We start from the raw sequence: 24,119 nt of genomic DNA, 5'->3' as shown, positions 1-24,119 counted from the left end.
GAGCCTCCGCTGAAATCCGACCCGACCCACCAGCTGGCCCTGCTCGACCTGCAGGCGCTGGACTCCCGCGCCGATCAGCTGCGCCACCAGCGCCGGTCGCTGCCCGAGCTGGCCGAGATCGCCGCGCTGGAGAAGTCGCGTGGCGAGCTCGTCGACCAGGCGCGCGACGCCAAGATCGTCGTCGACGACCTCACGGTGGAGCAGGAGAAGATCGACGCCGATGTCGAGCAGGTCAAGGTGCGCCGCACGCGCGACCAGAGCCGCATGGACGCCGGCCAGATCACCAACCCGAAGGATCTCCAGCGCATGCAGGAGGAGATGGTCTCCCTCGAGCGGCGCATCAGCCACCTCGAGGACGACGAGCTCGAGGTCATGGAGCGGCTCGAGGCCGCGCAGGGCATGTTGAGCGCGCTGAACGACCAGGTCTCCCAGACCGAGCAGCAGCTCGAGGGGCTCGTGGCGACCCGCGACCAGAAGCTCGGTGACCTCGACGGCCAGCTCGTCGACGTCGAGGCCCAGCGCGGACCCTCGCTCGAGGGCCTGCCCGAGCCGTTGCTCGCGCTCTACGACAAGCTCCGGGCGAGCAAGGGCGGGATCGCCGCTGCGGCGGTGCGTCAGCGGCGATGCGGCGGCTGCCAGCTCGGCCTCGACGCGGCCGAGGTGGAGCGCATCCGGGCGGCCGCGGACGACGATGTGCTGCGCTGCGAGGAGTGCTCGCGGATCATGGTCCGCACGGCCGAGTCCGGGCTGTGACCTCTGCCGCCTTCGAGGCCGGGGGCGCGCGGCGCGGCTGGTCGGCGAGCAACGTGCACGCGACGCTCGTGCTGGTACGCCACGGCGTCACCGCGCACACCCTTGAGAAGCGGTTCTCCGGCGGTCTCGGCGGGGCCGACCTGCCGCTGACCGACGACGGGCGCGAGCAGGCCCGCCGCGCCGGCCGCTGGGTGGCCACTCACCTGCCCGAGACGGGTGCGGTCGTCGCCTCCCCGCTGCGACGCACGGCGCAGACCGCCGAGCACGTGGCGCCGCGGCTCGAGGTCGGCGCCGTCGAGACCGATCCCGGCTTCGCGGAGATGGAGTTCGGTGCCTGGGAGGGCCTCACCTTCGCCGAGGTCGCCGAGCGCGACCCCGAGGCGCTCGCGGCCTGGCGGGCGTCGTCCGACGTAGCGCCCCCGGGCGGGGAGTCCTTCGCCTCGGCCCGCGCACGCGTGCTGGCGGCCCGCGACCACCTGCTCGCGCGACGAGACGGCGGCACGACGGCGGTCGTCACGCACGTCACGCCCATCAAGCTGCTGGTCGCCGACGCGCTCGGCGCGCCGCTCGAGGCGCTCTACAGGATGGAGCTCTCACCGGCCTCGATCACCGTGATCGGGTACGACGCCAGGGGTGGCGCCTCGCTGCGTCTGTTCAACCACGTGCCGGTCTGAGGGAGCGCGCTGCCTCACCCGGCCTCCCGCGCTGAGGCCAACAGATCCTGGACCAGGGCGCGGTCACCGTACGAGGCGTACACGGCGACCTCGCCGACGTAGGTGTAGCCACCCCACGTCGGAGTTCGGTTCCCGATCTCCCGCACGACGCCGGGACCGTGGGCCGGGTCGAAGGTGGCTGAGTCGTAGAAGGCGATCCCCTCCTCGAAGACACACGGCGGCGAGTCCGGTCGTGCCCAGCGCTTGAGCTGGAACTCGCAGTCACCCATGTCCAGGCGTTCCCAGGCTGATGGGACGTCGACGCGGACGCCGTCGTACTCGATGGTCTTCCACGCCTCGCGCGACGGTGAGTCACCCACCACCTCCACAGGCGGGTCGGCGGCGGCCCGCATCCAGGCCAGGACGACGATGAGGACGGCGGCGAGCACGGCCGCGAGAAGCAATCGGGCACGAGGCGTGGCTGTCACGGTTCCTCGGACGTCCAGCACGGCCGCGAGGTTCCGCCGCGAGCGCGGCGTGGTGTCGATGCCGACACCCGGACCCGGTCACAGCTCGCCCACCACGACGTCGAGTCGGGTGCCCGACTTCTCCGGGGTCGACTCGACGTGCCAGCCCAGGTCGCGCAGTGCCGTCGCCAGCGCCGCCGGCGTGCCGGGGTTGGCGCCGTCCTCCAGCAGGGCTCGCACGAGGCGACCCTTCGTGGCCTTGTTGAAGTGGCTCACGATCTTGCGCTGCCCCTGGTGCTCGTGCAGCACGCGCACGGTGGCGGTGCGGCGGGCGAGGTCGGGTGTCGGCTTCCAGAAGGCCGCATAGGCGGTGGAGCGCAGGTCGACGAGCAGTCCGCGGCCCAGCGCGTCGAGCACGGCGGGCCCGAGGTGGGCGCGCCAGTGTGCGGCCACGCCACCGAGGCCGGGCAGCGTGCTGTTGCCGGAGAGCCGGTAGGCGGGGATCTTGTCGGTGAGTCGCACGAGTCCGAACACCGACGACGTGATGGCGACCCGCGTGGCGGCACGACGTCGGGCAGCGGGTGAGAGCGAGCCCGAGTCGAGGGCGTCGTAGAGCACCCCGGTGTAGATCCGGTCGGCCCGGGCGGTCGGCGACTCGTGGGCCCGAGCGTTCAGGTCGACGAGGTCGAGTTGGGTGCTGCCGATCTCCAGGGCCGCCGCGGCTGCGGCCGGGTCGGCCGCACAGAGCTCGACGAGGGCGTCGATCACCTGGCGGCGGGCGGCGGTCAGCCACGGGCTGGAGAGCTTGTCGAGGGCGAGTGCGGAGCCCCGGGACGGGGTTGCCTTGCCCTCACTGGGCGGGAGCAGGATCAGCATGGTGCTGGCTATGGTGCCGGTATGACGTCGCACCCCGTGGTCCGGGTCCGGCCTCGCCTCGGCGAGCAGTCGGACGACGAGTCGGTTCCGGCGCGAGCCCTGCGCGCCGGCGTGCAGGCGCTCCAGGAGGAGCTCGGGGTGCAGGCGGCCTTCCCGCCCGAGGTGACCGTGGCAGCGGAGGCCGCCGCGGCTTCGCCGCGTCTGCCCTCGCTCGACCGGACGGACCTGCCGTTCCTCACCATCGACCCCGAGGGCGCGCGCGATCTGGACCAGGCCATGCACCTCGCGCGTGACGGCGAGGGCCCGGACGCCGGCTTCGTCGTGCACTACGCCATCGCCGACGTGGCCGCGTTCGTGAGGGCAGGCGATGCTGTCGACGTCGAGGCACACGAGCGGGGGGAGACCCTCTACGGCGCCGACTCCAAGCTGCCGCTGCACCCGCCCGGGCTGAGCGAGGGGGCGGCGTCCCTGCTGCCCGACGAAGTGCGCCCGGCCCTGCTCTGGACGATCCGCATGGACGCCCACGGCGAGCGCACCGACTCCCATGTCGAGCGGGCGCTGGTGCGTTCCGTGGTGCAACTGACCTACGAGGAGGCGCACGCCCACATCGAGGCCGGTACCGGCCCCGAGACGTTGGGGGTGCTCGCCGAGCTCGGCCCGCTCAGGCTGCAACGCGAAGCGTCGCGCGGCGGGGTTTCGCTGCCGCTGCCCGAGCAGGAGGTCGTGGTCGATGGCCGCCGCTGGCACCTCGAGCACCGGGCGCGGCTGCCCGTCGAGGACTGGAACGCGCAGATCTCGCTGCTCACCGGGTTCGCCGCCGCGGCGATGATGGTCTATGCCCGCGTCGGACTGCTGCGCACGTTGCCGCCCGCGGACCCGGCCGACGTGCAGCGGCTTCACCGTACGGCCCGCGCGCTCGGCATCGACTGGCCGGCGGAGATGCTCTACCCCGACTTCGTGCGCACCCTCGATCCTGCTGAGCCCGCCCACGCGGCCATGGTGGTGGCCTGCACCCGCCTGCTGCGCGGGAGCGGGTACGTCGCCTTCGACGGCGAGTTGCCCGCCCAGCCGATGCATGCGGCGTTGGCCACCGAGTACGCCCACGTCACGGCACCGCTGCGTCGTCTGGGCGACCGATACGCCGGCGAGATCTGCCTCGCCCTGTGTGCCGGCACCGACGTGCCCGGCTGGGTACTGGACGCCCTGCCCGGCCTGCCCGAGACGTTGAAGGCGTCGGCCCGGCGCGCGGGACAGTACGAGCGCGGGATCCTCGACCTCGTCGAGGCCGGGGTGCTCGACGGTCAGGTCGGCAGCGAGTTCGACGCGGTCGTCGTCGAGGTCGACGAGTCGGGGACGCGGGGCCAGATCGTGATCGCCGAGCCCGCCGTCGAGGGACGTGTGCAGGCGCCCGAGGGGCATCCGCTCACCCTCGGCAGCGACCTGCGCGTGCGATTGGTCGAGGCGGACGTCGAGCAGCGGCGGGTCCGCTTCGAGCCCGCCTGATCCGCGCGCGGAGGGCCAGGTGCGGCGCCAGATGCGGGAGCCGGAAGGCCCGTTGCGCCGGAGAAAGGGAAGGCCCCGCCGGTGTGGGAGCGGCGGGGCCTCCAGCACCCTCGCGACGTCTGAAGGTCCGAGAGTGAACGAGCAACCTCCCCCCGGAAGTGACCCGCTGGACGGAACGGTGTCACACCGAGAGTGGTGGTGAAAGCAGCGCCGCGCCCGTTTTCGCCACCGGTCTAGACCGCCGGTTCGCGGTGTGGAATGTGTGTGGAGAGTGGACCGGTAAGACGACTCTCACGAGCGCACGTGGAACCGTTCGCCCTGGGGGCCGAAGAGCGCCAGCACCTCGGCGGGATGCGGGCCTGGGTTTCCGACCCAGTGCGGGGTGCGCGTGTCGAATTCGACCACCTCGCCCGGCTCGAGGGTCAGGTCGCGGGTTCCGAGCGTCAAGCGCACCCGACCCGAGAGCACGTACATCCACTCGTAGCCCTCGTGCACCGTCTGCTCGGCTGGCCCGGGCTCGACCGGCAGGATCATCTTGAAGGCCTGGAGCCCGCCCGGCCGCTTGGTGAGGGGGATGTGCGTGCGGCCGTGCCGCCGGATCGGCTTGAGTCGCACGCGCGGGTCGCCGGTCTCGGGGGCGTCGACGAGCTCGTCGAGGCTCACTCGGTAGGTGCGGGCCAGCGGCAGCAGCAGTTCGAGGGTCGGACGTCGAACACCTGACTCCAGTCGCGACAGCGTGCTGATCGAGATGCCGGTCTCGGCGGCCACGTCGCCCAACGTGGCCTCGCGCTCGAGTCGCAGCTGGCGTAGCCGGGGGCCTACCTGATCGAGCGAGGATGAGGTCATAGTGCCTACTTTGCCATAACGGCAAAGTTGTTTGCGCTCGCAGCGGGGAGGGGTCACGCTGGGGACATGAGCCACCAGCACGCGCACAGCCAGCCCCATGCACCCCTCGACATCCCGAGGCCGAACGCCGACTACGACGCCGTGATCGTGGGAGGTGGGGCGGCCGGGCTGTCGGGAGCGCTGGCGCTGGCGCGGGCCCGTCGGCGGGTGCTCGTGGTCGACAGCGGCGATCCGCGCAACGCCGCCGCGCACGCCGTGCACAACTTCCTGACCCGCGACGGCACGCCTCCCTCGGAGCTCTATGCCGCGGGGCGCGCGGAGGTCGCGGGCTACGGCGGCGAGACCATCGAGGGGCGGGTGGCGTCGGTTCGCGCGTGGGGTGAGGAAGCGATCGGCTTCGTGGTGGGGGTCGAGGCGGAGTCGGGGAGCCGTGAGGTCACGACGCGACGACTGCTGGTCGCCACCGGAGCATCCGACGCGCTGCCCGACGTGCCGGGGCTGCGCGAGCGGTGGGGCCGCGATGTCGTGCACTGCCCCTACTGCCACGGCTACGAGGTGGCCGACCGGCGGATCGTGGTCGTGGGCACCAGTCCGATGGCGGGGCACGCCGGCCTGCTCTGGCGGCAGTGGAGCCAGAGCGTGACGCTGCTGGTCGACCCCGCGGTGGCCGAGGCGGGGCTGCCCGACCCGCACGAGGGTGAGCGGCTCGAGGCGATGGGCGTGGTGCTCGACGAGGGACGCGTCGTCGAGGTGCTCGTCGAGGACGATGCCGTGACCGGCGTCCGGCTCGATGACGACCGCGTGGTCGAGGCCGACATCGTGGTCTGGCAGGCCGAGGTGCTGGCGCGCAGCGAGGTGCTCGAGCACCTGGGCATCGCGGCGGTGCCGATGGAGGTCGCCGGTGCGCGGATCGCCTCCCAGGTGCCCGTGACCCCACCGGCTGGCGCCACCTCGGTGCCCGGCGTGTTCGCTGCGGGCAACGTGGCCGAGCCGATGGCGCAGGTGGTGCATGCTGCGGCGGCCGGCACCTGGGCCGGGGCGATGATCAACGCGGACCTGGTGCGCGAGGACGCCGACCGTGCCGTCGCCGCCTCGCGCGCCGAGTTCTTCGAGCAGCCGGCCTGGGAGGAGCGCTACGGACAGAGGGACAACGTCTGGAGCGGCAAGGTCAATGCCGTCCTCGCCACCGAGGCCGTCGACCTCGTGCCCGGACGCGCGCTCGACATCGGCAGCGGGGAGGGTGGCGACGCGCTCTGGCTGGCCGAGCACGGATGGGAGGTCACGGGTTGTGAGTTCAGCTCGACCGGCCGGGCCCGCGCCGCTGCCGAGGCGGACTCACGCGGGCTGACCGATCGGGTCGAATGGCGCGCCGTCGACGTCCGCGAGTTCTCGGCCGAGGGCGAGGCATGGGATCTCGTCACCTGCCACTTCCTGCACCTGCCGGACGGCGGCATGCTCGACGTCACCCGTCGTCTCGCCGAGGCGGTCGCGCCCGGTGGCACGCTATTGGTGGTCGGCCACCACCCCGACATGATGAAGGGCCCGCGCGGTCGCCACGCTCACACGGCCGAGCAGCTCGGGCCGGTGCTGACGTCGGGGGAGTGGGCCGAGGAGTGGTCGGTCACGACCGAGACCCGTGCCCGCACCGCGCTGGCTCGTGATGGCAGCGGTGAGGAGATGACCTTCCTGGATGCGGTGCTGATCGCGCGGAGGGCGGGCTGACGATGATCGAGCAGCCGGCGCCGACGAGCGCGTCGAAACCCCGCACGACGCTGATGCACCGGTGGTTGAGCCGTGAGGAGCGCCAGCGACGAGCGCGTCGTCCGGTGGTTGAGCCGTGAGGCCGTCCACGGCCGAGCGCGTCGTCCGGTGGTTGAGCCGTGAGGAGTGCCAGCGACGAGCGCGTCGTCCGGTGGTTGAGCCGTGAGGAGTGCCAGCGACGAGCGCGTCGTCCGGTGGTTGAGCCGTGAGGCCGTCCACGGCCGAGCGCGCCGAAACCCCACACGGCGCTGACGCACCGGTGGTTGAGCCGTGAGGAGCGCCAGCGACGAGCCCGTCGTCCGGTGGTTGAGCCGTGAGGCCGTCCACGGCCGAGCGCGTCGAAACCCCACACGGCGCTGACGCACCGGTGGTTGAGCCGTGAGGAGCGCCAGCGACGAGCGCGTCGAAACCCCGTAACGGGCAAGGCAACATCTTCTCCACAGTTCCCCGTCACACCTTCCGATAGAACAGGTGTTCGACTAGAATCAGGTCATGACCATGGCGCCCGCACCCCAGCCCGCAGGACTGCTGGCATGTGCGGTGTCGGCACAACGCGACGCGCAGGCCGCCGAGGCCCGGCTGTGGGAGGCGGCCGCGGAGTGGTGTGCCGCGCACGCCGAGGGCCACGTGCCCGACTGTGTCGCCGGTGGCCCGCTCGGTGTCGTCACTGATGAGTTGCTGGCGGCCTATGAGGTCGAGGGTGGTGACCGGCTCATCGGTGCCGGTGGCCCGGGCACGCCGTTGGTGGCTCAGTTCGCGATCATCGAACTCGCCACCGCCCTGGGGCGCTCGGATGCGTCTGGTCGGGCGTTCGTGGGTGTGGTGATGGAGACCCGGTTCCGCCTCCCACTGCTGTGGGAGGCCATGACCTCCGGACGGGTGCCGCCGTGGCGGGTACGCCGCATCGCCGAAGAGACGATGAAGGTCGGTGCCGATGCTGCCGCCTTTGTAGACCGGATGATCGCACCCGTTGCGCACAAGACCGGCCTGCGGGCCCTGGACGGTCTCGTCGCGGATGCGATCGCTCGCTACGAACCCGAAACCGCTGAGGCCGACCTCGCCGACGCCCACGCGACCAAGCACGTGACGATCGAGCTCGACCCCGGGCGATCAATTACCCAGGGTGCGGTCTGCGCGTTCGACGGCCTCGTGCGCCTCGACGGGCTCCTCGACCGGGCCGATGCCGAGGATCTCGACCACGCCCTCCGCCACCTCGCCGCGGAGCAGTCCGCGCTCGGCTCACCGCTGGACCTCGGCGAACGACGTGCCGCCGCCCTGGGGCAGCTCGCCCGGAGCCAGACCATGCTCGACCTCGGTGGTCAGGTGAGCGGTGGTGTGGTTTCGACGCGCTCGGCCGTGAACGGCCTCACGGCTCAACCACCAGCCTCGGCGGTGGTTTCGACGCGCTCGGCCGTGAACGGCCTCACGGCTCAACCACCAGCACCAGGCTCACCGGTGGTTTCGACGCGCTCGGCCGTGGACGGCCTCACGGCTCAACCACCGGGCTTGCTGGTGGTTGAGCCGCCGGATGCCGAAGGCGAAGGCGTGTCGAAACCACCCCCACCCACCACGCTCCCCACCACGGTCCCCGCAGTCGTCCCCGCACGGCAGCTCGTGCTGCACGTGCGCCTCTCGGCCGCAGCGATCCACGCCGCCACCGACCCACAATCAGTGCAGGTGGACCCGGCCACCGGTGCTCTGGGCCTTCACCTGGCCCGCGTCTCCACCGACACCGGTGCCCATCGGGCCACGGTGACCGCCGCCCAGGTCGCCACCTGGGCCGGCAACCCCGACACCCAGGTCATCGTCAAGCCTGTCGTGGACCTGACCGAGACCATCAGCGTGGACGCCTACGAGATCCCCGACCGCATCGCCTACCGAGTCACCGAGCAGCGCCAGACCTGCGCCTTCCCCTTCTGCCAACGATCCGCGATGCGGGCCGACCTCGACCACATCGACGAATACGTACCCACGTCCGACGGCGGCCCACCCGGCCAGACCAGCACCGAGACCCTCGCCCCGCTGTGCCGCACCCACCACCGCGCGAAAACCCACCCCAGCCAGAACCAGAGACGCTGGCGCTACCGCCGCGTCCGCCCGGGGCTCTACCTCTGGACCTCACCGCACGGCCGACACTTCCTGGTCGACCCCGACGGCACCGAGCACCTCACCTGAGCCGCAGAACCTACTTGTTGCGCGCGTAGAGGTAGGCGCCGACCAGGACGATCACGAATCCGATCAACGTGACCACCGCGCCAGTGGTGGTGATGCCGTCCTGGTGTTCGAAGAACCGCGGGATCATGTCGAGCAGTCTCGGCGTGCTGCCGCAGCGTCTGCCTCACCCCGGCCGCGACGGGTGTCGATGGCCATGGCTGTGGCGGAACCGGCCGATGGGCGCCTCCGGCAGGATTCGAACCTGCGACACCTGGTACCGGAAACCAGTGCTCTATCCCCTGAGCTACGGAGGCATGCGCCAAGCGATGCGCGCGGCGTCACCCTACAACTGCCCGCGCGGGCCACCGAATCCCAGCCCGAGAACCAGCCCCGCTGTATCGGTTCGTCGGCCGGGGAGGTGCGTCGATAGGCTGACGGGGTGACTCCCGAGCAGCTTTCCACCGCGATCGTCGACGTGTTGACGACGCTCACCGACGAGGGCGCGCTGACCCTCGAGGGTGGCGTCCCGACGAACGTGACGGTGGAGCGACCCCGCCAGAAGGGTCACGGCGACTACGCCACCAACATCGCGATGCAGTTGGTCAAGAGGGCGCAGGTCGGCGGTGCGACGACCAACCCCCGCGCCCTGGCCGAACTGCTGAGCGCCCGGTTGGAGCAGCAAGGCGGCATAGCCGACGTCGAGGTGGCCGGCCCCGGCTTCATGAACATCACCGTCGCGGCCGCGGCCCAGGGCCAGGTCGCTGCCGACGTCGTCGCGGCCGGAGACGGCTTCGGCAGCTCGCAGACCCTGACCGGGCAGCGCATCAACGTCGAGTTCATCTCCGCCAACCCGACGGGTCCGTTGCACCTGGGCCACACCCGGTGGGCGGTCGTCGGCGACGCCATCTCCCGCGTGCTGGAGGCGGCCGGTGCCGAGGTGACGCGCGAGTTCTACATCAACGACCGTGGCAACCAGATGAACCTCTTCGGTGCCTCCGTCGAGGCGGCTGCCCTGGGTGAGCCCGTGCCCGAGGACGGCTACAAGGGCGGGTACATCCCCGAGCTCGCCCAGCAGGTCGTCGCCACGACCCCCGGCATCCTCGAGCTCGACGCCGCCGAGCGGCTCGAGGCCTTCCGTGAGGCGGCCTACGCGCTGCAGCTCAACAGCCAGCAGGAGCAGCTGGAGCGGTTCAACACCCACTTCGACGTGTGGTTCTCCGAGCGCTCGCTGCACGCGGGCGAGGAGGGCAACGACGTCGCCGATGGCCTGGAGAAGCTGCGGGCCCAGGGCCACCTCTTCGACGCCGACGGTGCGTTGTGGATGCGCACCACCGACTTCGGTGACGACAAGGACCGCGTGCTCATCCGCTCGAACGGCGAGCTCACCTACTTCGCCTCCGACACCGCCTACTACGTCAACAAGCGCGAGCGCGGTTTCGACCGCTGTCTCTACCTGCTCGGCGCCGACCACCACGGCTACGTCGGCCGGCTCAAGGCCATGGCCGCCTGCGCGGGCGACGACCCCGACCAGACCCTCGAGGTGCTGATCGGTCAGCTGGTCAAGATCATGCGGGGAGATCAAGAGGTCCGACTCTCCAAGCGTGCCGGCGAGATCGTCAGCCTCGAGGAGCTCATCGACGACATCGGTACCGACGCGCTGCGCTACTCCCTGGCGCGCTACCCGGCCGACTCGCCGCTCACGCTCGACATCGAGGAGATCACCAAGGCCTCGAACGACAACCCGGTCTACTACGTGCAGTACGCCCACGCGCGCTGCTGCCGCATGGTCGAGAACGCCACGGCGCTGGGGATGAGCGTCGAGGACGCCGTCGCCGGCTTCGACCCCGCACTGCTCAGCCACGAGCGGGAGGGCGAGCTGCTCCGGGCGCTGGCGGAATTCCCGCGCGTCGTCGCCAGCGCCGCCGAGCTGCGGCACCCGCACCGGGTGGCGCGCTACCTCGAGGAGACCGCGGCGGTCTTCAACAAGTGGTACGACACCCGCGAGTGCCGGATGCTGCCGCAGGGCGACGAGCCGGCCGGGCCGGTCAACGACGCCCGGCTCGTGCTCACGCTGGCCGCCCGCACCGTGCTGTCGAACGGTCTGACCCTGCTCGGCGTCACCGCGCCCGAGCGGATGTGAGCGGGCAGCGATGAGCCACACCCACGAGGCGGGCTGGGCGCACGCGCCCGGAGCCCTGCGCGGGCCCGCCTGGCTGCGCGAGCCGAGCGACCCCAACGCGCTGGTCCCGCAGCTGTGGTCGCACCACGCCGAGAAGCGCGACGGCGTCCTGACCCTGGCGGGAGTGCCGGCGGGCAGTATCGCTGTCGAGCACGGCACTCCGGCCTACGTGCTCGACGAAGACGACTTCCGCGCGCGGGCCCGGGCGTTCCGCGACGGGTTCGCCGGCTACGACGTCTACTACGCCGGCAAGGCGTTCCTCTGCACCGCCGTCGCCCGGTGGATCGCCGAGGAGGGTCTGCACCTCGACGTCTGCTCCGGAGGCGAGCTGACCGTCGCCGAGCGGGCCGGCTTCCCGATGGAGCGCGTCGGCTTCCACGGCAACAACAAGAGCCTCGGCGAGCTCGAGCGCGCCGTCACCCTCGGCGTGGGCCGCATCATCGTGGACTCCTTCGACGAGATCGACCGGCTCGCCGCCGTCACCCACGAGCTCGGGCGCGACGCCGCTGTCATGGTGCGCGTCACCGCCGGCGTCGAGGCACACACCCACGAGTACATCGCCACCGCGCACGAGGACCAGAAGTTCGGGTTCTCCATCAACGCCGGCGACGCCTTCGAGGCCGTCCTCCGTGTGCTCGCCGCGCCCGGGTTGCGCCTCCAGGGCCTGCACTCCCACATCGGCAGCCAGATCTTCGACACCTCCGGCTTCGAGGTCGCCGCGCGGCGCGTGCTCGCGCTGCACGAACGAGTCGCCACCGAGCTCGACGTCGTCATGCCCGAGATGGATCTCGGCGGCGGCTTCGGCATCGCCTACACGACCCAGGACGAACCCGCCGAGCCCGCGATCCTCGCGGCCGGGATCACTCGCATCGTCGAGCAGGAGTGTCGAGGCCGTGGCATCGCGGTCCCGCAGCTCTCGGTCGAGCCGGGCCGCGCCATCGTCGGGCCGTCGGTCTGCACGCTCTACTCCGTCGGCACGGTCAAGCCGGTCACGCTGGACGCCGGGGCGGTGCGCACCTACGTCTCCGTCGACGGTGGCATGAGCGACAACATCCGCACGGCGCTCTACGACGCCGACTACTCGTGCACGCTGGCCTCACGTGCCTCGCAGGCGCCGCCGGTGCTGGGCCGGGTCGTGGGCAAGCACTGCGAAGCCGGTGACATCGTGGTCAAGGACGAGTTCGTGCCCGGAGACATCGCCGCCGGAGACCTGCTCGCCGTGCCCGGCACCGGCGCGTACTGCCGCTCGATGGCCTCGAACTACAACCACGCGTTGCGCCCCCCGGTGATCGCAGTGCGGGACGGAGTGGCACGCGTGATCGTGCGGCGCGAGACTGAGGACGACCTGTTGGCGACCGATGTGGGTGATGAGCGATGAAGGTGGCCGTGCTGGGCTGTGGCTCGGTGGGATCCCAGGTCGTGCGCCTGCTGCTGGAGCAGTCCGACGAGCTCGCGGCGCGCGTCGGCGCCCCGGTCGAGCTGGCCGGGGTCGCCGTCCGGCGGCTCGAGGCGGCCCGTGAGGTCGAGGTGCCCGAGGGCCTGCTGACCACGGACGCCGACGCGCTCGTGCGCCGTGACGACGTCGACCTCGTCGTCGAGGTGATCGGCGGCATCGAGCCCGCCCGCTCGCTCATCCTGGCCGCCCTGGAGGGCGGCGCCTCGGTGGTGTCGGCGAACAAGGCGCTCGTGGCCGAGGACGGTCCGACCCTCTTCGACGCGGCGCAGAAGGCCGAGCGTGACTTCTACTACGAGGCAGCAGTGGCCGGGGCGATCCCGATCCTGCGGCCGCTGCGGGAGTCGCTGGCCGGCGACAACGTCAGCCGCGTGCTCGGCATCGTCAACGGCACCACCAACTTCATCCTCGACAAGATGGACACCTCGGGTGCCGGGTTCGAGGAGGCGCTCGAGGAGGCCCAGGAACTCGGCTACGCGGAGGCCGACCCCACTGCCGACGTCGAGGGGTTCGATGCCGCCGCCAAGGCCGCCATCCTCGCCTCGCTGGCGTTCCACACGCGCGTGAGCGCCAGCGACGTCTACCGCGAGGGCATCACCGAGGTCACCGCCGGCGACGTCGCCTCGGCGCGAGACATTGGCTGCGTCGTCAAGCTGCTCGCCCTCTGCGAGCTCCGCACCGGCCCGGACGGCGAACGCGGGGTCTCCGCGCGGGTGCACCCGGCGATGATCCCGCGCAGCCATCCGCTGGCCTCGGTGCGCGAGGCCTACAACGCGGTGTTCACCGAGTCCGAGGCGGCCGGCCAGCTGATGTTCTACGGCCCCGGTGCCGGCGGTGCGCCCACGGCGTCCGCGGTGCTCGGCGACCTCGTCACGATCGCGCGCAACCGGCTCGCGCACACGACCGGCGCGGGCGAGTCGGCCCATGCGGACCTCACGGTGCTGCCGATGGGCGAGACCGTGACCCGCTACCACGTCGCGATCGACGTCGACGACAAGGTCGGCGTGCTCTCGCAGGTGGCCATGGCCTTCGCCGAGCACGGCGTGTCGATCCAGAACCTGCGGCAGGAAGGTCGCGGCGACGACGCCCAGCTCGTCGTCGTCTCTCACGAGGCCACCGACGCGCAGCTGCGCGAGACCATGCAGCACCTCGAGCAACTGGAGTCCGTGCGTGAGGTGACCTCGGTGATGCGCGTCGAGGGAGGAGCGGAATGAACACGCAGGTGGGCACCCGTCAGTGGCGCGGCGTCATCGAGGAGTACCGCGAACTGCTGGAGATCCCGCAGGACACTCCGGCCGTCACGCTGCGCGAGGGCGGCACCCCGCTGGTGGCCTCGGAGTGGCTCTCCGGCCTCACCGGTGCCCAGGTGCACCTCAAGGTCGAGGGGGACAACCCCACCGGCTCCTTCAAGGACCGTGGCATGACGGCCGCGATCTCGGTCGCCAAGCACGAGGGCGCGAAGGCCGTCGTGTGCGCCTCGACGGGCAACACCTCGGCGTCGATGGCGGCCTACGCGGCCAAGGCGGGGCTGACCCCGCTCGTGCTCGTACCCGAGGGCAAGATCGCGGCGGGCAAGATGGCGCAGGCGATCATCCACGGCGGTCGCGTGATCATGGTGCGCGGCAACTTCGACGACTGCTTGGCGATGGCGCGCGGCCTCGCCGCCGAGTACCCGGTGGCGCTGGTCAACTCGGTCAACCCCGTGCGTCTCCAGGGCCAGAAGTCGGCGGCGTTCGAGATCTGCGACATGCTCGGCGACGCACCCGACTACCACCTGCTGCCGGTCGGCAACGCCGGGAACATCTCGGCCTACTGGCTGGGCTACACCCAGTACCTCGATCTGGGGCGCACGACCAGGCGCCCGGTCATGCGCGGATTCCAGGCCGAGGGCGCGAGCCCGCTGGTCACCGGCGAGCCGTTCCCCGACCCCGAGACCAAGGCCACCGCGATCCGCATCGGCAACCCGGCCTCGTGGCACTTGGCGGAGCAGGCGGCCAAGGAGTCGGAGGGTCGGTTCGCCGCGGTCAGCGATGAGCAGATCCTCGCCGCACAGCGGGAGCTCGCCCGCCGGGACGGCGTGTTCGTCGAGCCTGCGTCGGCCGCCGGCATCGCGGGCCTCCTCGCGGAGCTCGAGTCGGGGGAGGACTACACGGGCTCGACCGTGGTCATCACGGTGACCGGTCACGGCCTGAAGGACACCGCCACCGCGCTCGAGGCGTTCGCGGGCGGAGGTGCCGGCATCGTCGACACGGTGGTCGACGCCGACGTGCACGCCGCGGCCAAGGCCGCGGGCCTGGGCTGACGCCGGTGGCTCCCGTGTTCGTCGACGGACCAGTGCGGGTCTCGGTCCCCGCGACCTCGGCCAACCTCGGGCCGGGCTACGACACCCTGGGGCTGGCGCTCGACCTGCGCGACGAACTCGAGGGCGAGGTGCTGGCCTCGGGTCTCGAGGTGCAGGTCACGGGCGCGGGCGAGGGAACGGTGCCCCTCGACGAGTCGCACCTGGTCGTGCGGTCCATGCGCGCCGCCTTCACGGTGCTGGGGGAGCAACCACCCGGCCTCCGGCTGACCTGCCACAACGTCGTGCCGCACGCGCGCGGCCTGGGCTCGTCCTCCGCCGCGATCGTGGGCGGGTTGGTGCTCGCGCGGACACTCGTGACCGACGGTGCGGCGCGCCTGCCCGACGACGCCCTGGTCGATCTCGCCTCGCGCATCGAGGGTCACCCCGACAACGTCGCGCCCGCCCTCCTCGGTGGCTTCGTGGTGGCCGGCGCCGACGAGGTGCCGGCGGGGGAGGAGCCGCACTTCTTTGCGATCCGAGGGTCGGTCGACCCCCGGATCGGAGTCGTCGTCCTGGTCCCGCCCACCCCTGTGTCGACCGAGGCCGCGCGCGGGCTGCTGCCAGCCGAGGTTCCCCACGCCGACGCCGCTGCGAACTCCGGCCGAGCAGCCCTGCTCGTGGCGGCGCTCACTGCGCGCCCCGATCAGCTGCTCCGCGCCACGCGCGACGTGCTGCACCAGGAGTACCGGCGCCCCGCGATGCCGGAATCCCTGGCCCTGATCGACCGACTGCGGGCCGAGGGGGTGCCGGCGATCGTGTCGGGCGCCGGGCCGACGGTGCTGGCCTTCGTCGATGCGGCCGACGAGGTGGGGATACGGCGCGTGCTCGACACCGCTCCCGACGGTTGGTGGGCGACGAGATTGGCGGTCGACCTGCGCGGCGCCCTCGTCGTCTAGTGGTGCGTGCACTCCCGCAGCGCGCCACCAGCCCTGCCGGCCGGTCGGGCTGATACGCTCCGAGCGAGCCGTGGTCGATCTGGACCCGGCGGCCCCGCTGGGCGGGCAACACGTTCGTCATCCTCGAAGGACTCTCGTGACCGATTCGACTCAAGCCCCTGCTGCTCGCAAGCGCGGAGGGGGTATCAACGGCATGCTCGTCGCCGATCTCAAGGCGATGGCCAATGGCATGGGCATCGCCGGCGCCGACTCGATGAAGAAGGCCCAACTCGTCGAAGCCATCACCGGGTTGCAGGATCGGCATGCCCAATCGAAGTCGGAGCAGTCGAAATCGGAGCAGTCGAAGTCGGAGCAATCGAAGTCGGAGCAGCCGAAGTCGGAGCAGTCGAAGGCAGCGCAGCCGAAGGTCGAGCAGCCGAAGCAGAACCCGTCCCGGGCCGAGAAGCCCCAGCAGGACCAGCCCCAGCAGGACCAGCCCCAGCAGGACCAGCCCCAGCAGGACCAGCCCAAGCGGGACCAGCCCCAGCAGGGCAAGGGCCAGCAGCCCGACAAGCAGACCAAGGCCCAGTCCGGGCAGGGCAAGGGGCAGCAGAACAACCAACAGAAGAACCAGGGCAAGTCCGGCGGTCAGGCCGAGCAGGGCAAGACCCAGTCGGACAACCAGCAGAACAACCAGAACAACCAGAGCAACCAGCCGGCTCAGGGTCAGCACGACGACGACGACGAGGGGCGGGGTCGCAATCGGCGCCGGAGGGGCCGCGACCGCGACCGCACTCGGGGGCGTGGTGAGGTCGACACCACCGTCCTCGAGGACGACGTGCTCGTGCCCGCAGCGGGCATCCTCGACGTGCTCGACAACTACGCCTTCGTACGCACCAGTGGCTATCTGCCGGGGCCTGACGACGTGTACGTGTCGCTGTCGATGGTGCGCAAGTACGGCATGCGACGTGGCGACGCGGTCACGGGTCAGGTGCGCCAGCCCCGAGAGGGCGAGCGCAAGGAGAAGTTCAACCCGATGGTGCGTATCGAGACGGTCAACGGCTCCGAGCCGGACGCCGCTCGCACCCGGCCCGAGTTCGAGGCGCTCACCGCGGCCTACCCGACGACCTGGCTGCACCTGGAGACCGGGTCCGAGGATCTGTGGGGTCGCGGGGTCGACCTGATCGCACCCATCGGTGCCGGGTCGCGGGCGCTCGTGGTGGCTCCGCCAGGAGCGGGTGCGACGTCGCTGTTGGCGTCCTTGGCGTCGTCGGTGGCGACCACGGCGCCGAGCAGTCACCTGATGATGGTGCTGCTCGACGAGCGCCCCGAGGAGGTCGCCGAACTGCGCGGCAGTGTGCGTGGTGAGCTGATCGTGTCGACCTTCGACCGCGTGCCCGCGGACCACACGGTGGCTGCGGAGCTCGCGTTGGAGCGCGCCAAGCGTCTGGTCGAGCTCGGGATGGACGTCGTGTTGCTCCTCGACGGTCTCACGCGCCTCGCGCGTGCCTACAACACCTCCGGTCACGGTGGCGGTAGGGCGCTGCCGGGCGGGCTGGACTCCACGGCTCTGCCGCCGGTCAAGCAGTTCTTCGGTGCGGCCCGCCGGGTGGCCGAGGGTGGGTCACTCACCATCGTCGCGACGGCCACGGCGGGTGAAGACTCGATCCTCGACGGCGTGGTGCTCGAGGAGCTGCGGAGTACCGCCACCACGACGTTGCGACTCCAGGCGCCGGGCCCGCGGGTCGACGTGGCGGCCTCGGGTACCCGACTGGTCGAGCGTCTCCTGGAGCCGGATGCCATCGTGGCCCGCACGGCGCTGCGCGACTCGGTGCTCGCCGAGGGCACCACGGGTCTGGTCGAGCGGATCCGGGCGACGACCTCCAACGCCGAGCTGCTGCGTCTCGTGCGTTAGTCCCGCCTGCTCGTAGGTTGCTTGTTGCTGAACCGTTGCCGAGGAGTGGAGAATCGGTTCTGGTGTTCCAGGACCTCGTGCCCTTGCTCCCGTCTAGGCTGACGTGCGCAGCGGTGGCCCGTGGAAGGCCACGCCGAGCAAGGTCGGAGCAAGGAGGGGTCGTGGCGAAGATCGTCATCGCCGACGACGACGTCGACATCCGCGAACTGGTGGAGTTCAAGCTCTCCAGCATGGGGCACGAGGTCACGTCCGTGGCTGACGGAGCCGCGGCCCTGCGGGCCTGCCAGAGTGCGCGCCCGGACCTCGTGGTGCTCGACGTCATGATGCCGGGCGTGTCCGGCCTCGAAGCCCTCCGGGCCTTGCGCGGTGAGCCGGCACTGGCCGATCTGCCGGTCATCCTGCTCACCGCACGGGCCCAGGAGTCCGATGTCGAGATGGGCTTCGACTCCGGTGCCGACGACTACATCACCAAGCCGTTCAGCCCGCGTGAGCTCGGCTCCCGCGTCGCCGCGCTGCTCAGCCGCGCCACCTCGGTCTGACCCGGGATTAACGCAGGCCGTGCCGGTGTTGGCACACTGATCGTCGTCTCGGCACCGGTTCACGTGCGTCCGCCCTCCCGGCGGTCGGCGACCCGGCGCCCCAAGGAGAGGAAGAAATGAAGAAGGACATCCACCCCGAGTACACCGAGACCCAGGTCACCTGCACCTGCGGCTCGACGTTCACCACCCGCAGCACCGCTGCCGCCGGCACCATCCGCGCCGACGTGTGCAGCCAGTGCCACCCGTTCTACACCGGCAAGCAGAAGATCCTCGACACCGGCGGTCGCGTCGCCCGGTTCGAGGCGCGCTACGCCAAGGCCAAGGAGCAGGCCAAGAAGTAGCTTCGCTGCGAGCGCCGGTCTGCGCCGACCACAGGGGTCGGCGTGGCCGGCGCTCGTCGTCTGTCCGCACTCGGAACCACCGTCAGGAGCCAGCAGTGTTCGAGGCCGTCGAGGGCATGCTCGCCGAGCATCGCGAGATCGAGGGTCGCCTCGCCGAGCCCGAGACGCACGCCGACGCACGGCTGGCCAAGCGGCTCAACCAGCGCTACGCCGCGCTGTCGGCCATCGTCGACACGTGGCGAGAATGGACGACGCTGGGGGAGGACGCCGAGGCGGCGCGCGAGCTGGCGGCCGAGGACGCCTCGTTCGCCGACGAGGTCGACGAGCTGCTCGCCCGGCGTGAGGAGGCCGAGGAGAAGCTTCGCCGTCTCCTGGTGCCCCGTGACGAGGCGGACGACAAGGACGCCCTGCTGGAGATCAAGTCGGGCGAGGGCGGCGAGGAGTCGGCGCTGTTCGCCGGCGATCTGCTGCGGATGTACTCCCGCTACGCCGAGGCCCGCGGCTGGTCGGTCGAGGTGCTCGACTCGGCCGAGTCCGACCTCGGCGGCTACAAGTCGGTCACCGTCGCGGTGAAGGCGAAGGGCACGCCCGCGCCCGGTGAGGCGCCGTTCGCGCAGCTGAAGTTCGAGGGCGGGGTACATCGCGTCCAGCGGGTGCCGGTCACCGAGAGCCAGGGCCGCGTGCACACCAGCGCCGCCGGCGTCCTGGTGCTCCCGGAGGCAGAGCAGGTCGACGTCACGATCGACGAGAACGATCTGCGCATCGACGTCTTCCGCTCGTCCGGTCCGGGTGGTCAGAGCGTGAACACCACCGACTCGGCCGTGCGGATCACCCACGTCCCCACGGGCATCGTGGTCTCCTGCCAGAACGAGAAGAGCCAGCTCCAGAACCGCGAGCAGGCGATGCGCATCCTGCGCTCGCGGCTGCTCGCCGCGGCGCAGGAGGAGGCCGACGCCGCGGCCGGCGAGGCGCGCCGCAGCCAGGTGCGCACGGTCGACCGCTCCGAGCGCATCCGCACCTACAACTTCCCCGAGAACCGGATCTCCGACCACCGGACCGGCTACAAGTCCTACAACCTCGACCAGGTACTCGACGGCGACCTCGGCCCCGTGCTCACCTCCTGCATCGAGGCCGACATGGCGGCCCGCCTGGCCGCACTCGAGGAGCAGTGACCGCGGCACGCGCCCTGCTGCGCGCGGCGCAGGAGCGTCTCGCCGTGGCGGGCGTGGCCAGCCCCGGGGCCGACGCGGCCGAACTCCTCGCGCACGTGCTCGGCATCTCGCGCGGCCGGCTGCCGCTGCTCGATGACGTGGCCGCCGATCGTGCGGCGGCCTTCGAGGTCTTGATCTCGCGGCGCGAGGCGCGCGAGCCGCTCCAGCACCTCACCGGCGTGGCCGCGTTCAGGTACGTCGAGCTGGACGTCGGCCCCGGCGTCTTCGTGCCCCGCCCGGAGACCGAACTGCTGGCCGGCTGGGCGATCGAGGAGGCGATGGGCCTCGAGCGCCCCGTGGTCGTGGACCTCTGCACCGGTTCGGGAGCCATCGCCCGCAGCATCGCCCACGAGGTGCCGCACGCCCGGGTGCACGCCGTCGAGCTCGATCCGGCGGCACACGCCTGGGCGGAGCGGAACCTGGCCGACACCGGCGTCGATCTGCGTCTCGGTGACGCGTTCGATGCCTTCGAGGATCTGCGGAGCCAGGTCGACATCGTGGTCTGCAACCCGCCCTACGTACCCCTGGAGGCGTGGGAGTCGGTGGTGGTGGAGGCGCGAGACCACGATCCGCACCTCGCGTTGTTCTCGGGCGGCGACGGGCTCGACGCGATCCGGCTGCTGGAGCGCCACGCCTCCCGGTTGCTCCGCCCCGGAGGCGTGCTCGGGTTCGAGCACGCCGACGTACAGGGCCAGAGCGCGCCGGCCGTGCTGGCGTCCTCAGCACGGTGGCGCGAGGTGCGCGACCACGACGACCTGGCCGGTCGTCCGCGCTTCACGACGGCGCGGCTGGCACGATGACCCCATGCAGCGATACGGCACCTCGAACGACGACGACCGCGAGAGTGCGATCGAGGCGGCGAGCCTGACGCTCCAGCGCGGCGGCCTGGCGGTCATCCCGACCGACACGGTGTACGGCATCGCCTGCGACGCCTTCGACTCCTCCGCGGTCAAGGCGCTGCTCCGGGCCAAGGGTCGCGGCCGTGAGATGCCGCCGCCCGTGCTGGTCTCGGCCGCGACGACGCTCGACGCCCTGGCGGTCAAGGTGCCCGGCTACGCGCGGGCGCTGGTCGAGGCCTTCTGGCCGGGCCCCCTCACCATCGTGTGCCACCAGCAGACCTCGTTGCAGTGGGATCTCGGTGAGACCCGCGGCACCGTCGCCGTCCGGATGCCCGACCACGACCTGACTCGCGAGGTGCTCGAGCGCACCGGCCCCTTGGCCGTGTCGTCGGCGAACCGGACCGGTCAACCCGCGGCCACCGACGCCGACGAGGCGGAGCGGATGCTGGGGGAGGAGGTCGACGTCCTGGTCGACGACGGCCCCGCGCCCGGAGGTGAGGCCTCGACGATCGTCGACGTGACCGGCTCCCAGGGGCGCATCCTGCGCCTGGGCGCCCTCAGTCTGGAGCGGCTCAACGAGGTGCTCGAGCCCCTGGGGGCCACGCTCACGACGGAGACCGAGCCGGCCGAGGATCCCGCACCTGCCGAGGAGGCCTGAGCCTCCCCGTGCGCGAGTACCTCCTGGTCTTCCTGGTCGCGGCCGCGGTCACCTATCTGCTCACCGTCATCGCGCGCGAGATCGCGCTGCGCACCGGTGCCGTGGCCCGTGTGAGGGACCGCGACGTACACGACGAGCCCATCCCGTACATGGGCGGGCTCGCGATGCTGGGCGGTCTCGTCGCCGCCTACCTGGTGGCTCGCGAGCTGCCGTTCCTCTCCGACGCGGGTCCGTTCGTGTTCCGCGACGCGGGCGTGGTGTTGCTCGCCGGAGCCCTGATCTGCGCGGTCGGCGTGCTCGACGACATCTTCGAGCTCGACGCCCTCACCAAGCTCGGAGGCCAACTGCTGGCCGCGGGCTTCCTGGTGGCCTTCAAGGTGCAGATCAACTGGTTCACGATGCCCGACGGCACCATCTTCTCCCTCGACGCCGCGCAGCGCGCCCTGCTCACCAGCGTGCTCGTGGTGGCGACGATCAACGCCGTCAACTTCGTCGATGGCCTCGACGGCCTCGCTGCCGGTGTGGTCGGGATCGGCGCCAGTGCCTTCTTCTTGTTCTGCTACACGCTCACCGTGCTGACCGGCGAACCGCGCAACACCACCGCAGCGCTGCTCAGCGCCGCCCTGGCCGGCGCCTGCGCCGGGTTCTTGCCCCACAACATCAACCCGGCGCGGTTGTTCATGGGCGACTCCGGGTCGATGCTCATCGGCCTCATGCTCTCGGCCAGCGCCGTCACGCTGACCGGACAGCTCAACCAGGCCAGCTTCTCGGGCGGTGCGGCCGGCCAGGCCTCGAGCGGACCCGGCCTGGCGCCCATGATCCTGCCGGTGCTGCTGCCGATCTCGATCCTCATCGTGCCGCTGGTCGACCTCGTCCTGGCCGTGGTGCGGCGCACCGCCGCGGGGCGCTCGCCGTTCGCGCCCGACAAGCAGCACCTGCACCACCGGTTGCTCGAGATCGGGCACTCCCAGCGACGAGCCGTGTTCATCATGTGGCTGTGGGCGGCCCTGGTCGCCTTCGGTGCCGTGCTCGCCAGCCTCTACTCCGGTCCGCTCGTGCTGGTGTCGCTGGCGGTAGGCACGGTGCTCACCATCACCTTGACCTTCGTGGTGCCCATCGCTCGGCGTCCGCGCATGCTCGAGTCCCCGTGACCGCGCACGGTGGGTCGGTTGAACGTTCCAGTTGCGCCCCTCCGAAACGCTTGTGATAACTTTCACGAGCACCTGAGAAACCGATCAGAACGACGCTCCGACCGACTTCGACGATGAGGCCGCCGACTGCGATGAACGCGACGAACCGGGCAACCGCCGGGCCGCGCTCCCGTCCAGGGACGCCGCTGCTGGTCGCCGCCTCGGCCGCCCTGGTCGCGGTGCTGCTCGTCCTCGCGGTGGGCACCGCCGTCTCCGGCGGCTCCGGTGCCGGCGGAGCCCTCGTGGGCGGCGGCTTGGTGCTCGCGGTGCTGGTGGTCGGCGCCGTGGTGGTCAACGCCACCGCCGCGCGGTTCCCCGAGCTCTCGCTCGCGGTGGCCCTGGGTGTGTTCACCCTCGAGGCCGGCGCCCTGCTCGTCGCGTTCGCGACGCTCGACGGCAGCACCCTGCTCGACGGCACGCTCTCTCGCGGATGGCTCGCGGGCGCGGTCGCGGCGGGTGCCTTCGGCTGGATGGTCGGGCACACGGTCGGCTTCGTCCGGCTGCGCATCCCGGCCTTCGAGGAGCCTGGCGTCGCCGCCGTCGGCGAGGCTCGGCGAGCGACCTCTGGCGTCGGTTCCGAGACCGTCCGGGCGGATGCGCGATGACGGGGGATCACTGCTATGGTCCGAGCGCGATGACCCCGAGGAGCACCGGCCCTGGCCTCATCCAGAGTCGCTCCGGCCGAGTCCAACCAGAAGTCAGCAGCGGATCCCGACCCGTAGCCAGTACGCAGGAGTCATGTTGAGCAGCAGCATCATCGCCCTCTCGGGCAGTACCTACGAGCCCCCGGGCCCAGGCGACTTCTTCCTCCCGGCGCTCTTCGGCCCGGTCACCAAGCCGATGGCCCTCGTGGTCATCGCGGCGCTGCTGGCGTTCGTGGCGTTCTACTTCATGTCGCGCAAGGCGGCCGTCGTGCCCGGGCGCCTGCAGTTCGCCGGTGAGGCCGTCTACGGCTTCGTGCGCAACTCCATCGCCCGCGACACCATCGGCGCCCACGACTACCAGCGCTACGTGCCGTACCTCTTCACGGTCTTCGTCTTCGTGCTGGTCAACAACTTCTTCGGCGTCGTCCCGCTGCTCCAGTTCCCGACCATGTCCCACATCGGGTACACCACTGCGCTGGCGGCCATCACCTGGCTGATCTACAACGGGGTGGGCATCGCCAAGCACGGGCCACTGGGCTACCTCAAGCACCAGACCGTGCCCGCGGGCGTGGCGCCGTGGATCCTGCCGATCCTCATCCCGCTGGAGTTCCTCTCCAACATCATCGTCCGGCCGATCACGCTGGCACTGCGTCTGTTCGCCACGATGTTCGCCGGTCACCTGCTGCTGATCCTGTTCTCGGTCGGCGGTGAGTTCCTGCTGCTCCACTACGACCCCCGCGCCCTCGGTGTGACGGTCGGCCTGGTCTCCTTCCTCATCGGCATCGCCGTGAGCTTCCTCGACATGCTGGTCATGTTCCTCCAGGCCTACGTCTTCACGCTGCTCTCGGCGATGTACATCGCCGGGGCGATCTCCGAGGAGCACTGAGCAACCCGCACGACCCGAGCCCGCACGTCTCGGGG

22 protein-coding genes and 1 tRNA gene are annotated in these 24,119 nt (G+C 71.2%); 19 read left to right on the top strand and 4 right to left on the bottom strand.

What is annotated here, in order from left to right; translation table 11 throughout:
- Nucleotides 1-9 precede the first annotated feature (9 nt).
- Together ISG29_RS21720 and ISG29_RS14175 are read left to right on the top strand one after the other, a co-directional pair.
- Nucleotides 10-753 (top strand): zinc ribbon domain-containing protein, encoded by a 744-nt coding sequence (locus tag ISG29_RS21720; protein WP_456237967.1) that lies wholly within the window; start codon nucleotides 10-12, stop codon nucleotides 751-753.
- Nucleotides 750-1,427 carry a histidine phosphatase family protein gene (locus ISG29_RS14175; RefSeq protein WP_194504099.1) on the top strand — a complete coding sequence of 226 codons (678 nt, stop codon included), beginning with the start codon at nucleotides 750-752 and terminating at the stop codon, nucleotides 1,425-1,427. Before ISG29_RS21720 ends, ISG29_RS14175 begins: the two co-directional genes overlap by 4 nt.
- Nucleotides 1,428-1,441: 14 nt before the next feature.
- Here ISG29_RS14175 and ISG29_RS14170 read toward each other — a convergent pair whose 3' ends face one another.
- Together ISG29_RS14170 and yaaA are read right to left on the bottom strand one after the other, a co-directional pair.
- Nucleotides 1,442-1,894, bottom strand: coding sequence for a hypothetical protein (locus ISG29_RS14170; protein WP_194504098.1), 453 nt, complete (start codon nucleotides 1,892-1,894; stop codon nucleotides 1,442-1,444).
- 78 nt (nucleotides 1,895-1,972) lie between these two features.
- Nucleotides 1,973-2,749 carry a peroxide stress protein YaaA gene (gene yaaA / locus ISG29_RS14165; RefSeq protein WP_194504097.1) on the bottom strand — a complete coding sequence of 259 codons (777 nt, stop codon included), beginning with the start codon at nucleotides 2,747-2,749 and terminating at the stop codon, nucleotides 1,973-1,975.
- A 21-nt stretch (nucleotides 2,750-2,770) separates the two neighbouring features.
- Between yaaA and ISG29_RS14160 the strand changes: the two genes are divergently transcribed.
- Nucleotides 2,771-4,252, top strand: a complete 1,482-nt coding sequence (locus ISG29_RS14160; RefSeq protein WP_194504096.1) for an RNB domain-containing ribonuclease — start codon at nucleotides 2,771-2,773, stop codon at nucleotides 4,250-4,252.
- Between the two features lie 291 nt (nucleotides 4,253-4,543).
- Here ISG29_RS14160 and ISG29_RS14155 read toward each other — a convergent pair whose 3' ends face one another.
- A complete protein-coding gene (locus tag ISG29_RS14155; protein ID WP_194504095.1) occupies nucleotides 4,544-5,098 on the bottom strand; it encodes a helix-turn-helix domain-containing protein in 555 nt (184 codons plus the stop codon).
- A gap of 66 nt (nucleotides 5,099-5,164) precedes the next feature.
- Between ISG29_RS14155 and ISG29_RS14150 the strand changes: the two genes are divergently transcribed.
- The gene (locus tag ISG29_RS14150; RefSeq protein ID WP_194504094.1) at nucleotides 5,165-6,820 is read left to right on the top strand and encodes a bifunctional NAD(P)/FAD-dependent oxidoreductase/class I SAM-dependent methyltransferase; all 1,656 of its coding nucleotides are present in this window, start codon (nucleotides 5,165-5,167) and stop codon (nucleotides 6,818-6,820) included.
- Between the two features lie 531 nt (nucleotides 6,821-7,351).
- Nucleotides 7,352-9,034, top strand: coding sequence for an HNH endonuclease signature motif containing protein (locus ISG29_RS14145; RefSeq protein ID WP_194504093.1), 1,683 nt, complete (start codon nucleotides 7,352-7,354; stop codon nucleotides 9,032-9,034).
- Nucleotides 9,035-9,254: 220 nt separating this feature from the next.
- Here ISG29_RS14145 and ISG29_RS14140 read toward each other — a convergent pair.
- Nucleotides 9,255-9,327, bottom strand: a tRNA-Arg gene (locus tag ISG29_RS14140).
- Nucleotides 9,328-9,452: 125 nt separating this feature from the next.
- Here ISG29_RS14140 and argS point away from each other — a divergent pair.
- The 14 genes from argS to atpB all read left to right on the top strand — a co-directional run bounded on the left by argS (nucleotide 9,453) and on the right by atpB (nucleotide 24,084).
- Nucleotides 9,453-11,153 (top strand): arginine--tRNA ligase, encoded by a 1,701-nt coding sequence (gene argS / locus ISG29_RS14135; RefSeq protein WP_194504092.1) that lies wholly within the window; start codon nucleotides 9,453-9,455, stop codon nucleotides 11,151-11,153.
- Nucleotides 11,154-11,163: 10 nt separating this feature from the next.
- Nucleotides 11,164-12,570, top strand: coding sequence for a diaminopimelate decarboxylase (gene lysA / locus ISG29_RS14130; protein WP_194504091.1), 1,407 nt, complete (start codon nucleotides 11,164-11,166; stop codon nucleotides 12,568-12,570).
- The gene (locus tag ISG29_RS14125) at nucleotides 12,567-13,859 is read left to right on the top strand and encodes a homoserine dehydrogenase (protein WP_194504090.1); all 1,293 of its coding nucleotides are present in this window, start codon (nucleotides 12,567-12,569) and stop codon (nucleotides 13,857-13,859) included. The genes lysA and ISG29_RS14125 overlap by 4 nt, the downstream gene beginning before the upstream one ends.
- Nucleotides 13,856-14,947 carry a threonine synthase gene (gene thrC, locus ISG29_RS14120; protein WP_194504089.1) on the top strand — a complete coding sequence of 364 codons (1,092 nt, stop codon included), beginning with the start codon at nucleotides 13,856-13,858 and terminating at the stop codon, nucleotides 14,945-14,947. Before ISG29_RS14125 ends, thrC begins: the two co-directional genes overlap by 4 nt.
- A 5-nt stretch (nucleotides 14,948-14,952) precedes the next feature.
- Nucleotides 14,953-15,882, top strand: a complete 930-nt coding sequence (gene thrB, locus ISG29_RS14115; RefSeq protein ID WP_194504088.1) for a homoserine kinase — start codon at nucleotides 14,953-14,955, stop codon at nucleotides 15,880-15,882.
- A gap of 136 nt (nucleotides 15,883-16,018) precedes the next feature.
- Nucleotides 16,019-17,776, top strand: coding sequence for a transcription termination factor Rho (rho, locus tag ISG29_RS14110; protein ID WP_328829195.1), 1,758 nt, complete (start codon nucleotides 16,019-16,021; stop codon nucleotides 17,774-17,776).
- Nucleotides 17,777-17,937: 161 nt separating this feature from the next.
- Complete coding sequence (locus tag ISG29_RS14105) at nucleotides 17,938-18,315, top strand: response regulator transcription factor (protein ID WP_194504087.1); 378 nt, start codon at nucleotides 17,938-17,940, stop codon at nucleotides 18,313-18,315.
- Between the two features lie 116 nt (nucleotides 18,316-18,431).
- On the top strand, nucleotides 18,432-18,656 hold the full coding sequence (rpmE, locus tag ISG29_RS14100; RefSeq protein WP_194504086.1) for a 50S ribosomal protein L31: 225 nt from the start codon (nucleotides 18,432-18,434) through the stop codon (nucleotides 18,654-18,656).
- A gap of 95 nt (nucleotides 18,657-18,751) precedes the next feature.
- Entirely contained in the window at nucleotides 18,752-19,828 is a 1,077-nt protein-coding gene (gene prfA, locus ISG29_RS14095; protein WP_194504085.1) for a peptide chain release factor 1, read from the top strand.
- A complete protein-coding gene (gene prmC, locus ISG29_RS14090; protein WP_194504084.1) occupies nucleotides 19,825-20,667 on the top strand; it encodes a peptide chain release factor N(5)-glutamine methyltransferase in 843 nt (280 codons plus the stop codon). Before prfA ends, prmC begins: the two co-directional genes overlap by 4 nt.
- A 4-nt stretch (nucleotides 20,668-20,671) precedes the next feature.
- Entirely contained in the window at nucleotides 20,672-21,364 is a 693-nt protein-coding gene (locus ISG29_RS14085) for an L-threonylcarbamoyladenylate synthase (protein ID WP_194504083.1), read from the top strand.
- Nucleotides 21,365-21,372: 8 nt separating this feature from the next.
- On the top strand, nucleotides 21,373-22,515 hold the full coding sequence (locus tag ISG29_RS14080) for a glycosyltransferase family 4 protein (RefSeq protein WP_194504082.1): 1,143 nt from the start codon (nucleotides 21,373-21,375) through the stop codon (nucleotides 22,513-22,515).
- A 113-nt stretch (nucleotides 22,516-22,628) separates the two neighbouring features.
- Nucleotides 22,629-23,159, top strand: coding sequence for a hypothetical protein (locus ISG29_RS14075; RefSeq protein ID WP_194504081.1), 531 nt, complete (start codon nucleotides 22,629-22,631; stop codon nucleotides 23,157-23,159).
- Nucleotides 23,160-23,292: 133 nt separating this feature from the next.
- Nucleotides 23,293-24,084 carry a F0F1 ATP synthase subunit A gene (gene atpB, locus ISG29_RS14070; protein WP_194504080.1) on the top strand — a complete coding sequence of 264 codons (792 nt, stop codon included), beginning with the start codon at nucleotides 23,293-23,295 and terminating at the stop codon, nucleotides 24,082-24,084.
- Nucleotides 24,085-24,119 lie beyond the last annotated feature (35 nt).

Source organism: Nocardioides acrostichi (genome assembly GCF_015319165.1).
GTDB classification, from domain to species: domain Bacteria; phylum Actinomycetota; class Actinomycetes; order Propionibacteriales; family Nocardioidaceae; genus Nocardioides; species Nocardioides acrostichi.
This window is presented reverse-complemented; position numbering and strand designations above follow the sequence as displayed.

Excerpts from the sequence above, each read along its gene's own strand:
- yaaA (WP_194504097.1), bottom strand. The coding sequence starts at position 2,749 with ATGCTGATCCTGCTCCCGCCCAGTGAGGGCAAGGCAACCCCGTCCCGG.
- ISG29_RS14160 (WP_194504096.1), top strand. The coding sequence starts at position 2,771 with ATGACGTCGCACCCCGTGGTCCGGGTCCGGCCTCGCCTCGGCGAGCAG.
- ISG29_RS14155 (WP_194504095.1), bottom strand. The coding sequence starts at position 5,098 with ATGACCTCATCCTCGCTCGATCAGGTAGGCCCCCGGCTACGCCAGCTG.
- ISG29_RS14150 (WP_194504094.1), top strand. The coding sequence starts at position 5,165 with ATGAGCCACCAGCACGCGCACAGCCAGCCCCATGCACCCCTCGACATC.
- ISG29_RS14145 (WP_194504093.1), top strand. The coding sequence starts at position 7,352 with ATGACCATGGCGCCCGCACCCCAGCCCGCAGGACTGCTGGCATGTGCG.
- lysA (WP_194504091.1), top strand. The coding sequence starts at position 11,164 with ATGAGCCACACCCACGAGGCGGGCTGGGCGCACGCGCCCGGAGCCCTG.
- ISG29_RS14125 (WP_194504090.1), top strand. The coding sequence starts at position 12,567 with ATGAAGGTGGCCGTGCTGGGCTGTGGCTCGGTGGGATCCCAGGTCGTG.
- thrC (WP_194504089.1), top strand. The coding sequence starts at position 13,856 with ATGAACACGCAGGTGGGCACCCGTCAGTGGCGCGGCGTCATCGAGGAG.
- rpmE (WP_194504086.1), top strand. The coding sequence starts at position 18,432 with ATGAAGAAGGACATCCACCCCGAGTACACCGAGACCCAGGTCACCTGC.
- ISG29_RS14085 (WP_194504083.1), top strand. The coding sequence starts at position 20,672 with ATGCAGCGATACGGCACCTCGAACGACGACGACCGCGAGAGTGCGATC.
- ISG29_RS14075 (WP_194504081.1), top strand. The coding sequence starts at position 22,629 with ATGAGGCCGCCGACTGCGATGAACGCGACGAACCGGGCAACCGCCGGG.
- atpB (WP_194504080.1), top strand. The coding sequence starts at position 23,293 with ATGTTGAGCAGCAGCATCATCGCCCTCTCGGGCAGTACCTACGAGCCC.